The organism is Actinoplanes sp. CA-030573, assembly GCF_050951115.1.
Taxonomy (GTDB): Bacteria; Actinomycetota; Actinomycetes; order Mycobacteriales; family Micromonosporaceae; genus Actinoplanes.
The window spans coordinates 1647864-1659847 of sequence record NZ_CP192038.1; the positions used below are offsets into that span (position 1 = coordinate 1647864).

Consider the following 11984-nt stretch of genomic DNA (forward strand, 5'->3'; position numbering starts at 1 on the left):
GTGAGGACGGGGGACCTCGTCGCCGGTCGCTACCGTCTGGTCGAGCCGCTCGGCGCCGGCGGGCTGAGCCGGGTGTGGCTGGCCTGGGACAAAGAGGCCGGCCTGACGGTCGCGATCAAACAGGGCGCGCTGCCCGAGGGAATCGACCCGGCCGAGGCCGACCAGTTCCGCGACCTCACGGTCCGCGAGGCGCGGGCCTTCTCGCGGGTGAGCCATCCCCATCTCGTACGCACGATGGCCGTGATCCCCGCGGCCGAGGCGCCGTGGATCGTGATGGAGTACGTCCCCGCCCGCTCGCTGCAGCAGATCATCGACGAGGACGGCCCGCTCTCGCCCGAGCGCGCCGCCCGGCTCGGCCGCTGCGTGCTCGCCGCGCTGGCCGCCGTGCACCGGGCCGGGCTGCTGCACCTGGACGTCAAGCCGAGCAACGTGCTGATCGCCGACGACGGCCGGGTCAAGCTCGCCGACTTCAGCCCGGCCGTGACCGCCGAGGCCGTGCGCGAGCTGGCCCGGGCCGGCATCGTCTTCGGCTCGCCCAAATACCTCGCGCCCGAGCGGCTGGCCGAGGGCGAGGGCGGTCCCGAGTCCGACCTGTGGTCGCTGGGCGCCACGCTCTACCACGCCGTCGAGGGCCGCCCGCCGTTCGACCGCCCCACGATCACCGACATCCTGCGCGCGCTCGGCGAGGACCCGCCCGACCCGATGCAGCACGCCGGCCCGCTGCTGCCCGTGCTCAAGGGCCTGCTGCGCCGTGACCCGGCCGCGCGCCCTTCCGCCGCGGAGGTCGAGGCCGACCTGCGCGCCATCGTGCTGCCCGAGCCGGCCGGCCGGCGGCTCAGCCTCCGCCCGAGCCCGGCCCGGCGCCGGCTCGCGCTGGCGGTGGCCGCCTTCGTGGCCCTGATGGCGCTGCTCACCGTGGCCACCTCGGCCCGGCCGCACCCGGCCCCCGATCCTGGGCCCGCACCGGCCGGCACGACGTTGCCCGGCCGGTGACGTACCGTGCGGTGGTGTCCGCACCCCTGTTCCTGGTCGACGACCTGCCCACCGGCCCGTCCTGCGCGCTGGCCGGCCCCGAGGGCCACCACGCCGCCACCGTCCAGCGGCTGCGGGCCGGCGAGCGGCTGATCCTCGCCGACGGCCGCGGCGGCAGCGCGGCCGCGACGGTGACCGCCGTCGGCAAGGGCGCCGTCGAGCTCGCCGTCGGCGGCCGCTCGTTCCAGCCCGCGCCCAGCCCGCGCCTGGTCGTGGCCCAGGGCATCGCCAAGGGCGACCGGGGCGAGCTGGCCGTGCAGGCGATGACCGAGATCGGCGTCGACGAGATCCTGCCGTGGGCGGCGTCCCGCGCGGTCGCCCAGTGGCGTGGCGACCGTGGCGCCCGGTCCCGCGAGAAGTGGGTGGCGACCGCGCGCGAGGCGGCCAAGCAGGCGCGCCGGGCCTGGCTGCCGGCCGTCGGCGGCGATCCGGACTGCTCGACCAAGCAGATCGCCGCCCGCCTGACCGGGGCGGCGGCCGCCTTCGTGCTGCACGAGGAGGCCACGGTCCGGCTCGCGACCGCCGCGTTGCCGCGCGAGGGCGAGATCGTGCTGGTGGTCGGCCCCGAGGGCGGCATCAGCGACGCCGAGCGGGAGACGTTCGAGCAGGCGGGCGCCGTCGCCGTGCGGCTGGGTCGCGAGGTGCTGCGCACGTCCACGGCCGGCGTTGCGGCGCTGTCGGTGCTCTGCGCGCGGCTCGACCGCTGGTGATCGCGCGGCTCGACCGCTGGTGATCGCGCGGCTCGCCCGCTGGTGATCGGGTTCGCCCGCCGTTCGCCGGTGTCCGGCGGCTCCGCATCGGTCGCGGGCCGACCTTACCGTGCGCGCACCAGCTGACGACGGTCCAGACCGGGCAGCACGATGCTCTCGTCGAGCCCTTCGCCCGAGGAGACCTGGTGCGCCACGCGGGCGGCGATCCGGCGGGTGATCAGGCGGCGCAGGCCACGGCCCTTGATGGCGCCGTGGAACGGGGTGCCGAGCCGGCGCAGGCGGGTGGCCTGGCGGGCGATCGCGGGGACGAGCTCCGGGAACGGCGCGTGCAGCGCCTCGGTCGACGGGGAGCCGAGGTAGTCGAACGGCTGCGAGCCGGCCATCGGCGCGAACTGAACGCCGATCAGCTTGAGGTTGCGGTGGGCGCGGTAGTCGAGCATGGCGACCAGATGCCGTACGTCGGCCAGCCGCCCCGCGTTGAGGAACGTGCGGTAGAGCAGGGAGCTGACCGCCAGGCCGGACCGTCCGCCGCGGTACGCGGGCAGCACCGCCAGCGTGGCGAAGTCCCAGATCCGCCCGTCGTGCATCTCGTGCAGCGCCACGATCGTGGACAGCGGCGTGTCGATGCACTCGGGGGCGTCGTCGAGGGTCTTGCCGCCGCCCTCGACGACCCGGGCCGCGCCCGCCGCCTGCCCCGTCCTGCGGTCGAGCACGAGGAAGAACAGGCTCTCGTCCTCGTAGCGCCGGTATTCGGCGGTCATCGTGTCCGCGTCCATCGCGAAGGTCGGCTCGAAGACCATCCGCTCGACCGTGCGGGCCACGTTCGCGAGCGGGGACGCCGGGGAGACGGCCAGCGCCAAAAATCGGCCCGGGCGGTCCCGGTACGCGGTGAGCGCCGCCGCCACGATGCGTCGCATCCCTGTCTCGTCGAGATCATACGATGACGGAGAGTGGTGACGACCCGGAGACGTGAGCGGCATGCGACCTCATCCTGCCTGGCATAAAGGGTGAATCTGACCTGTCCGACTATAGCCGCTAATTACTCTGCGTCAAGACGACCGACATCACTCAGAGTTATTACTAGCGCGATCGGAAAGGGTGTCGGGCCGCCGGGCCGGCGCAGGCGCGGAAGTTTCGGTCTTGATCTGAGGGGGTCTGCCGCGCAAAGGTCGATATCCGATGAGCCTCGACTTCGGCCGCCGCACGTTCGTGCTGCGCGCGCGCCATCGGGCTTGGGAGGAAGCTGTGGGTCTCGCCGCATGAACATCCTGTGGCGGGCCGTGTCCCGCAACCGCTGGCGGCTGCTGGCCGGCTGCGCCCTGATCGCGCTGCATCAGGGCTGCGAGGCGTTCGTCCCGATCCTCATCGGCGAGACCGTCGACCAGGCCGTCTCGACCGGCTCGCTGTCCCGCCTGGTGTTCTGGGTGTCCCTGCTCGGCCTGCTCTTCCTGCTGCTCACCACGGCGTACCGCACCGGCGCCCGGCAGCTCATGCGGGCACTCGCCGACGAGTCGCACATGCTGCGGCTCGAGGTGGCGGCCAAGGTGCTGGACCCGCGGGCCGAGGCGCGCACCGGCGACGTGCTGACGATCTCGACGACCGACGCCGACCACGCGTCCTACCTGCTCGACTACGTGCCGCGGATCATCGGGGCGCTGGTTGCCACGGCGGTCAGCGCGGTCGGGCTCTGCCTCATCTCGGTGCCGCTCGGACTGGTCGTGCTCGTCGGCACCCCGATCGTGCTGATCGCGCTGCAGCGGGCCGCGCCGCACATCACCCGGCGGGTCGCCGAGCGGCAGGAGGTCGCCGGCCGGGCCTCGTCGCTCGCCACCGACCTGGTCACCGGGCTGCGGCCGCTGCGCGGCGTCGGCGCGCAGGAGGCGGCCGACGCCCGCTACCGGGAGGTCAGCGGCCAGGCGCTGCGGGCGACCCTGCTCGCGGCCCGCACGCAGGGCGGCTTCCAGGTCGCCTCGACGACCGTGAGCACGCTGCTGGCCTGCGGCATCGCGATCCTGGCCGGCTGGTTCGCGCTGACCGGCCGGATCACCGCCGGCGAGCTGGTCACGGTGATCGGCCTGGCCGCGTTCCTGGGCGAGCCGTTCGGCACGCTCTCGGCCGCGCCGAGCTGGATCGCCACCTCGCGCGCCTCGGCCGGCCGGATCGCCGACGTCCTCTCGCACACGCCGCCGGCCGGGGACGCCGCCGGTGATCCGCCGGTGCTGCCGACCGACGGCGAGTGCCTCGGCGTCGTGGTCGAGACCGACCCGTCGGCGCTGCTCGAGCTCTACGACGACGGCTCGCCCGACGTGCTGGTCACGCCCCACCACCCGGAGCTGTTCTCGGGCACGATCCGGGAGAACATCGTGCTCAAGGAGCACGCCGAGCAGACCCTCGACGGCGCGTTGCGGGCGTCGGCGGCCGAGGACGTGGTGGCCGCCCACCCCGACGGGCTCGACCACGCCATCGCCGAGCGCGGCGCCGCCCTCTCCGGCGGCCAGCGGCAGCGACTGGCCCTGGCCCGGGCGCTGCTGGTCGAGCCCCGGCTGCTGGTGCTGCACGACCCGACCACGGCCGTGGACGCGGTCACCGAGCACGCGATCGCCCGCGGCATCCGCGACCTGCGGCACCGGCCCGGCTCGACGCTCGGCACGCTGCTCGTCACGACCAGCCCGGCGCTGCTGGCGGTCACCGACCGGGTGGTGGTGCTGCGCGACGGCGCGATCGTCGCCACCGGCACCCACGCGTCCCTGGCCGCCGCCGATCCGGCCTACCGGGCGGCGGTGCTGCGATGACCGCCCTCCCGGTCGCGACCCCGCGGCAGACCGGCGGCTGGCTGCTCGGCCAGCTGCGCTCCCGGCGGATGGACCTGGCCGTCACGCTGTCCGCGGGGCTGGTCGCGGCGACCGCGTCGGTGATCCCGGTGACCGCGCTGGGCCGGCTGGTCGACCTGGTACGGGAAGGCGCCCGCCCGGCCGCGCTCGTGCCGATCGCCCTGCTGGTCGTCGGGGCCGCGCTGATCGGCGGCATCGCCTCGGGCGCGACCACCGCCCTGGTGAGCCGCCTCGGCGAGCGCATCCTGGCCGCCCTGCGGGAGCAGACGATGGCCGTGGCCCTGCGGCTGCCGGCCACCGTGCTCGACCGGGCCGGCCGCGGCGACCTGCTCTCCCGGGTCGGCGCCGACGTGGCCGCGATCGGCACCGCCGCGGCCGAGGTGCTGCCCACCGTGATCTCGGCGCTGCTGCTCGGCGCGCTCAGCGTGCTGGCCATGTTCGGGCTGGACTGGCGCCTGGGCGTGGCCGGGCTCGCGGCCCTGCCGCTCTACCTCGCGGCGCTGCGCTGGTACCTGCCGCGCTCGGCGCCGATCTACGCCCGCGAGCGGGAAGCGATCGGCGCCCGGTCCCAGCTGCTGATGGAGAGCATGCAGGGAGTACGCACGGTGCACGCGTACCGCCTCGAGGAACGGCACCTCACCGGCATCGAGACCGCCTCGGCGTACGCGCGGGATCTTTCGGTCGGGGTCTTCACGCTCTTCACCCGGTTCGTCGGCCGGATCAACCGGGCCGAGCTGGTCGGCCTGGCCACGATCCTGGTGGCCGGCTTCTGGTTCGTGCGCAGCGGCTGGGTCACGGTCGGCGAGACGGCGGCCGCGGCCGTGCTGTTCCACCGCCTGTTCAACCCGATCGGGATGATCCTGTTCACCTTCGACGAGATCCAGGAGGCGGGGGCGGGACTGGCCCGGCTGGTCGGCGTGGGCACGCTGCCGGTGGCCCCGGCCGGGACGATCAAGCTCGACAAGGCCGGGCTCGAGCTCGACCACGTCTGCTTCGCGTACGACGAGCGGGTCCCGGTGCTGCGTGGGATCACGCTGCGGGTGGAGCCGGGGGAGCGGGTCGCCCTGGTCGGCTCGACCGGCGCCGGGAAGACCACGGTGGCCTCGATCGCCGCCGGCATCCTGCAGCCGGCCTGCGGAACGGCGTCGGCCGGCGGCGTGCCGGTGGACGAGCTCGCGCCCGGCGTGGTCGCCATCATCAGCCAGGAGACGCACGTCTTCGCCGGCCCGCTGGTCGAGGACGTGCGCCTGGCCCGGCCGGACGCGACCGACGAGGAGGTACGCGAGGCGCTCGCCACCGTGGGCGCGGCCGAGTGGGTGGCCGCCCTGCCGCAGGATCTGCGGACCCCGGTCGGCGAGGGCGGCCACCCGCTGACCTCGGCCCAGGGCCAGCAGCTCGCGCTGGCCCGGCTGGTGCTGGTCGACCCGGCCGTGGCCATCCTCGACGAGGCCACGGCCGAGGCCGGCAGCGTGGGCGCCCGGATCCTCGAGGAGTCGGCGCTGGCCGCGACCGAGGGCCGCACCACGCTGCTGGTCGCGCACCGCCTGACCCAGGCCGCGACCGCCGACCGGATCGTCGTGCTCGAGCACGGCGCCGTCCTCGAGGAGGGCACGCACGCCGCGCTGGTCGCGGCCGGCGGCCGTTACGCCGAGCTGTGGCAGGCCTGGCAGTCCCGCACCTAGATGGTCACCGTCGCCTCGGCGCGCGGATCGTCGAGGGCGTGCGCGGCGACCACCCGGTAGTCGCCGGCGATCGTCCGCCAGCCCTCGTCCCAGATCTGGAACGTGCGCGGCGGCAACGGGATCCGCACGGTCACGGTCTCGCCGGGATGGGCCTCGACGTTCTCGAACCCGGCCAGCCAGCGCTTCGGCCGCGTCTCGTCCCCGGCGGCCGGTGCGACGTACAGCTGCACCACCTCGCGTCCCCGGCGGGCGCCGGTGTTGGTCAGGGTGACCACCGCCTCGGTCGCGGTCACCACCATCTCGTCGTAGCTCCACGTCGTGTAGCCCAGGCCGTGCCCGAACGCGTAGAGCGGCTGGGCGCCCGAGCGCAGCCAGCCGCGATAACCCACGAACACCCCTTCGTCGTACGCGACGACGCCGTTCTCCGGCCGGATCTCGAGCACCGGGCAGTCGGCCTCGGTCCGCGGCCACGTCGTCGGCAGCCGGCCGCCCGGCTCCGCGACGCCGAGGAGCACGTCGGCCAGGGCCGCGCCGCCCTCCTGACCCGGGAACCAGGTGAGCAGCACCGCGGCCACGTCGCCGGCCCACGGCATCAGCACCGGCGAGCCCGCGTTCACCACCACGATCGTGCGCGGGTTGGCCGCCGCCACCCGGGCCACCAACTCGTCCTGCCGGCCGGGCAGCGCCAGCGAGACCCGGTCGAAGCCCTCCGACTCGACCTGCTCGGTGGTGCCGACCACGACCACGGCCACATCGGACCCGGCGGCGAGCGCGGCCGCCTCCTCGATCATCCCGTCCTCGTCCGGCGCCGGCGGCCGGTGGCCGAGCGTGGTGGCGACCGAGTGGCCGGCGCCGCGGGCGATGGTCTGCTCGAGCATGATCGTCACCGGCTCGCCGGCCGTCAGCGTGGCCGTCACCCGCTGCTCGCGCGGGGAGAGGAGCAGGTCGGCGCGCCCGGTGCCGGGCGGGTGCAGCGTCCCCTCGTACCGGATGGAGCCGTTGATCGTCAGCCGGAAGGTGCCGAAGCCGGAGACCGCGAACGTGTGCTCGCCGCTCTCCGCCGGCGTGTACGTGGTCTCCAGCCGGAGCCCGTCGACGTCGTCGGGGTCGAGGCCGCCGGGCAGCGAGCCGATCCAGCGCACGGCGGCCGGGTCGACGGTGAACGAGTGCGTCCCGATGACCACCCGGGTCTCGTTGTGCAGGGCCGGCAGGAACGGGCGCGGGTCGGCGCCGATCGCGTACTCGACGTCCACCCCGGACAGCGCGCGGCCCAGGCCCTCGAGCGGCGAGATCGCGTGCGGCGGCGAGACCTGGGCGCTGCCCCCGCCGAGCACCCGCGCGTCGAGGGCGAGGGCGCCGATCACCGCCACCTTCGTCAGCGACGCCACCTCCAGCGGAAGCGTGTAGCTCTCGTTGCGGACCAGCACGAACGAGCGGGTGGCCACGTCATGCGCGACCCGGTCGCCGTCCACTTCCTCCGGCGCTTGCACGGCTTCCTCCGGCGCGTCCAGGGCGACGTCGCCGAGGGCGCCCACCCGCACGGCCAGGCGCAGCACCCGGCGTACCTTGTCGTCGATCACCTCGACCGGCACCTCGCCGGACTCGACCGCCGCCACCAGCGCGTCGCCCCACGGGTTCTCCAGCTTGGGCATCGCGATGTCGAGCCCGCCGAGCGCGGCGCCGACCGTCGAGCGCGCGGCCCGCCAGTCCGAGACCACCACGCCGTCGAAGCCCCACTCGCGCTTGAGCACCTCGTCCTGCAGCCGGCCGTTCGAGGCCATCGGCGAGCCGTTCACGCCGTTGTACGCGCTCATCACGCCCCAGCCGCCGGCCGCCACCACCCGCTCGAACGGCGCCAGGTAGATCTCGCGCAGGGCGCGCTCGCCGATCCGGACGTCGACTTCCATCCGGTCGGTCTCGAAATCGTTGCCGACCAGATGCTTCACGGTCGTGCCGACCCCGTGCGCCTGCACGCCGCGCACGAACCCCACCGCGATCTCGCCGCTGAGCAGCGGATCCTCCGAGTAGCACTCGAAGTGCCGGCCGCCGAGCGGGGTGCGCTGCAGGTTCACCGTCGGGCCGAGCACCACGTGCACGCCCTTGCGGCGCGCCTCCTGGCCGAGCAGCCGGCCGGCCGTCTCGGCCAGCTCCGGGTCCCAGGCGGCGGCGAGGGCGGTCGGACTGGGCAGGGCGATCGACGGGTCGTCCGGCGCCCAGCCGGTCCCGCGTACCCCGATGGGCCCGTCCGACATCACCAGCGAGCGCAGCCCGACCCGCTCGATCGCGGGCAGCGACCAGAAGTCCTGCCCCGCCAGCAGGGACACTTTCTCCTCGAGGCTCAGTTGCTCCAGGACGTGCTCGATGTCGACCATGGCACCCACCCTAAGATCCCTGGGGTGGACAACAACTGCCTGTTCTGCCGCATCGTCGCGGGCGAGATCCCGGCGACGGTCGTGCACGAGACCGACACGACGCTGGCGTTCCGCGACATCGACCCCAAGGCCGCGGTCCACGTGCTGGTGATTCCCAAGGCGCATCACGCCGACGTGGTCGCACTCGCGCAGGACGATCCGGCCGGCTCGGCCGCCCTGCTCGCCGCCTGCGCGGCGGTGGCCGAGGGCGAGGGCCTGCGGGCCGACGGCTTCCGGGTGCTCTTCAACACCGGTGGGTACGCCGGGCAGGAAGTGTTCCACGTGCATGCCCATGTGCTCGGCGGCGAGCCGCTGGGCCCGATGCTGGCGATCCGATGAGCGCCGTTCTCGCCCGGTACGAGCGGGCGGCGCGGCGGGCGCAGGCCCACGGTCGCGTCCCGGCCCTGTCGGTGGCCCTGGTCCGGGCCGACCGTGAGCCGTGGGTGTTCACGATCGGCGACTCCGGCAACCCGGCCTTCCCGCTCGACGGGAACACCCGCTTCCGGATCGGGTCGGTCACCAAGACCTTCACCGCGGTGCTGGTCATGCAGGCTCGCGACGACGGGCTGCTCGACCTCGACCGGCCGCTGTCGGCGTATCTCGACCTGCCCGCGCACGGCGACGCCACGATCCGCCGGCTGCTCTCGCACACCGCCGGCTTCCAGCGCGAGCCGCACGGCGACGTCTGGGACACCCTCGTCTCGCCGGACGCCCAGCGGATGCTCGCCGAGCTCGACCGGGCCGAGCGGGTGCTGCCCGAGGGCCGCCGGTTCCACTACTCCAACCTCGCGTTCGGCGTGCTCGGCCAGCTCGTCGCCCGGCTGCGCGACACGACCTGGGACCGGCTGGTCGCCGACCGGATCCTCGAGCCGCTCGGCCTGACCGCGACCACGACCGGCACCCCACCCGAGGCCGCGGTCGGCTATCTGGTGGACGAGTACTCGGACGCCGTACGGCCGGAACCTGATCTCGATCTTGGGGGTGCCGGCCCCGCCGCGCAGCTCTGGAGCACCGCCGCCGACATGGCGAGATGGGCGGCGTTCCTGGTGTCACCCGAGCTCGTCGACCCCGACGGCAAGGTGCTCGCCGCCGCCACCGTCGAGGAGATGCGCTGGCCGCTCACCACCCGCGACGAGACGTCCTGGCTCTCCGGCTTCGGCCTCGGCCTGATGCTGCACCCGCAGGGCCGGCGGGCCATCGACATCGGCCACAACGGCGCGATGCCCGGCTTCCTGGCCGGCGTGCACGGCCGGCGCGGCGGCGAGGACACCCCGGACGCCCTCGGCTGCGCCGTGCTCGGCTCCTCCGGCACCGCCGACGAGATCAACGAGCTGGTGCACGAGCTGCTGCGGCTCACCGTCGAGATCGACCCGGCCGACATCAAGCCGTGGTCGCCGGCCCCGCCCGCGCCCCGCGAGCTGCGCTCGGCCCTGGGCGTCTGGTGGAGCGAGGGCTCGCAGTTCACGTTCTCCTGGCACGGCGGGGCGCTGCAGTCCCGCGTCGCCGGCGCGCCGGCCGACCTGCCGCCCTCGGTCTTCCAGCCGCTGCCCGACCGGCCCGACGTGCTGCGCACCGTCTCCGGGCGGGAGGCGGGGGAGCTGCTGCGGCTGACCCGGGACGCGAGCGGCGCGATCGTGCGCATGCACTGGGCGACCTACCGGTTCACCCGCGGGCAGGAGGCCTTCGACGGCGGCTTCGCCTCGGACGGCGCTTCGGGCGGATAATGGCATCGGCGGGGCGACGGCTCAGCGGATACGATGGCACGATCCTTCCGACTCACAGATGAGAGCAGGTGGCGGAGGCCCTAGGGCCGCCCTATGACCGGTACGCCGAACCCTTCCAGCGCGCGTGTGCAGACCAAGATCTCGGTATCCGACCCGAAGATCATGGTCAACCTGCTGGGTGCCAAGGACGAAATTCTGCGGCTCATCGAGCGAACCCTCGCCAGCGACGTGCACGTCCGTGGCAACGAGATCACCATCACCGGCGACCCCGCCGAGAACGCGACGGCCGAGCGCCTGTTCTCCGAGCTCATCGAGCTCATCGAGAAGGGCGAGACGCTGACCGTCGACTCGGTGCGGCGGACCGCGACCATGCTCGAGGAGAACACCACCGAGCGGCCGGCCGAGGTGCTGACCCTCAACATCCTCTCCCGGCGCGGGCGCACCATCCGGCCCAAGACGCTCGGCCAGAAGCGCTACGTCGACGCCATCGACCAGAACACGATCGTGTTCGGCATCGGCCCGGCCGGTACCGGCAAGACGTACCTGGCGATGGCCAAGGCCGTGCAGGCGCTGACCGCCAAGCAGATCAACCGGATCATCCTGACCCGGCCGGCGGTCGAGGCGGGCGAGCGGCTGGGCTTCCTGCCCGGCACGCTCAACGAGAAGATCGACCCGTACCTGCGGCCGCTCTACGACGCGCTGCACGACATGCTCGATCCGGAGTCGATCCCGAGGCTGATGGCGGCGGGCACGATCGAGGTCGCGCCCCTGGCGTACATGCGTGGCCGGGCGCAGCCGGTGACCTCCGGCGTGCTCACCCCGGACGGCTGGCGGCAGATCGGCGACCTCGCGGTCGGCGACCTGGTCGTCGGCTCCGACGGGCTGCCCACTCCGGTGCTCGGGGTCTATCCGCAGGGGCGAAAGCCGGTCTATCGGCTCACGACCCAGGACGGCGCCTCGACACTCGCCTGCGGCGAGCACCTGTGGACCGTTCGCACCGTGGACGACCGCACGCACGGCCGTCCCTGGCGAGTTCTGCAGACCCAGGACATGATCGGCAAGCTGCGGCGCGGCGCCGTCCATCGGTACGAGCTCCCGGTCGTCGATCCGGTCGAGTTCGTGCCGCAGGAGGTACCGCTCGACCCCTATGCCCTGGGCCTCCTGCTCGGCGACGGCTGCCTGACGACGGCGACGACGCCCGCCTTCTCCACTGCCGACCCGGAGCTCGCGGAGAGTCTCGGGGCCGCTTACGACTACGTCCTGCGGCGCGAGGGCGGTGGTGGCCGCGGTGGGGTGATCACTGCCAATCCGGTGACCGCCGTGCTGCGGGTGCTCGGCCTCGCCGGCACGCGCTCGGAGACCAAGTTCGTGCCACCGGCCTATCTGTGGAACAGCGCCGCGGTGCGGCTCGCCGTGCTGCAAGGCCTGCTGGACACCGACGGCGGCCCGGTTACCCAGCGGGGCCGCACCTGCCGGATTCAGTACACGACCTGCTCCGAAAGACTGCGCGACGACGTCGTGTTCCTCGTTCGTTCCCTCGGCGGCGTCGCGTACTGGCGCTGCCGTCCGGCTCTCGGGCGCAAGCCCGGCCTCG

The 11984-nt window shown here is 74.0% G+C and carries 8 protein-coding genes and 2 pseudogenes; 8 read left to right on the forward strand and 2 right to left on the reverse strand.

Annotated features, from left to right (window positions below; genetic code table 11):
* Both ACQP2F_RS07640 and ACQP2F_RS07645 read left to right on the forward strand, forming a co-directional pair.
* Entirely contained in the window at window positions 1–993 is a 993-nt protein-coding gene (locus ACQP2F_RS07640; protein ID WP_433301967.1) for a serine/threonine-protein kinase, read from the forward strand.
* A gap of 14 nt (window positions 994–1007) precedes the next feature.
* The gene (locus ACQP2F_RS07645) at window positions 1008–1742 is read left to right on the forward strand and encodes a 16S rRNA (uracil(1498)-N(3))-methyltransferase (protein WP_433301969.1); all 735 of its coding nucleotides are present in this window, start codon (window positions 1008–1010) and stop codon (window positions 1740–1742) included.
* A gap of 104 nt (window positions 1743–1846) precedes the next feature.
* Here the strand turns inward: ACQP2F_RS07645 and ACQP2F_RS07650 are convergent, their stop codons facing one another.
* On the reverse strand, window positions 1847–2659 hold the full coding sequence (locus ACQP2F_RS07650; RefSeq protein ID WP_433301971.1) for a hypothetical protein: 813 nt from the start codon (window positions 2657–2659) through the stop codon (window positions 1847–1849).
* 342 nt (window positions 2660–3001) lie between these two features.
* Here ACQP2F_RS07650 and ACQP2F_RS07655 point away from each other — a divergent pair, with 342 nt between their 5' ends.
* Both ACQP2F_RS07655 and ACQP2F_RS07660 read left to right on the forward strand, forming a co-directional pair.
* Window positions 3002–4534 carry an ABC transporter ATP-binding protein gene (locus ACQP2F_RS07655; RefSeq protein ID WP_433301973.1) on the forward strand — a complete coding sequence of 511 codons (1533 nt, stop codon included), beginning with the start codon at window positions 3002–3004 and terminating at the stop codon, window positions 4532–4534.
* Window positions 4531–6255 carry an ABC transporter ATP-binding protein gene (locus tag ACQP2F_RS07660; RefSeq protein ID WP_433301974.1) on the forward strand — a complete coding sequence of 575 codons (1725 nt, stop codon included), beginning with the start codon at window positions 4531–4533 and terminating at the stop codon, window positions 6253–6255. The genes ACQP2F_RS07655 and ACQP2F_RS07660 overlap by 4 nt, the downstream gene beginning before the upstream one ends.
* On the opposite strand, the gene ACQP2F_RS07665 is transcribed toward ACQP2F_RS07660, so the two are convergent.
* Entirely contained in the window at window positions 6252–8627 is a 2376-nt protein-coding gene (locus ACQP2F_RS07665; protein WP_433301976.1) for a glycoside hydrolase family 3 protein, read from the reverse strand. The two genes, ACQP2F_RS07660 and ACQP2F_RS07665, sit on opposite strands and share 4 nt — an antisense overlap.
* A 24-nt stretch (window positions 8628–8651) precedes the next feature.
* Between ACQP2F_RS07665 and ACQP2F_RS07670 the strand changes: the two genes are divergently transcribed.
* The 4 genes and pseudogenes from ACQP2F_RS07670 to ACQP2F_RS07685 all read left to right on the forward strand — a co-directional run.
* Complete coding sequence (locus ACQP2F_RS07670; RefSeq protein WP_433301978.1) at window positions 8652–9005, forward strand: HIT domain-containing protein; 354 nt, start codon at window positions 8652–8654, stop codon at window positions 9003–9005.
* Window positions 9002–10390 (forward strand): serine hydrolase domain-containing protein, encoded by a 1389-nt coding sequence (locus ACQP2F_RS07675; RefSeq protein ID WP_433301980.1) that lies wholly within the window; start codon window positions 9002–9004, stop codon window positions 10388–10390. Before ACQP2F_RS07670 ends, ACQP2F_RS07675 begins: the two co-directional genes overlap by 4 nt.
* Before the next feature lie 93 nt (window positions 10391–10483).
* Window positions 10484–11179, forward strand: a pseudogene (locus ACQP2F_RS07680) (PhoH family protein); the annotation flags it as partial.
* A gap of 261 nt (window positions 11180–11440) precedes the next feature.
* Window positions 11441–11884 (forward strand): annotated as a pseudogene (locus ACQP2F_RS07685) (PhoH family protein); the annotation flags it as partial.
* Between the last annotated feature and the right edge of the window lie 100 nt (window positions 11885–11984).

Excerpts from the sequence above, each read along its gene's own strand:
- ACQP2F_RS07675 (WP_433301980.1), top strand. The coding sequence starts at position 9,002 with ATGAGCGCCGTTCTCGCCCGGTACGAGCGGGCGGCGCGGCGGGCGCAG.
- ACQP2F_RS07650 (WP_433301971.1), bottom strand. The coding sequence starts at position 2,659 with ATGCGACGCATCGTGGCGGCGGCGCTCACCGCGTACCGGGACCGCCCG.
- ACQP2F_RS07655 (WP_433301973.1), top strand. The coding sequence starts at position 3,002 with ATGAACATCCTGTGGCGGGCCGTGTCCCGCAACCGCTGGCGGCTGCTG.
- ACQP2F_RS07665 (WP_433301976.1), bottom strand. The coding sequence starts at position 8,627 with ATGGTCGACATCGAGCACGTCCTGGAGCAACTGAGCCTCGAGGAGAAA.
- ACQP2F_RS07660 (WP_433301974.1), top strand. The coding sequence starts at position 4,531 with ATGACCGCCCTCCCGGTCGCGACCCCGCGGCAGACCGGCGGCTGGCTG.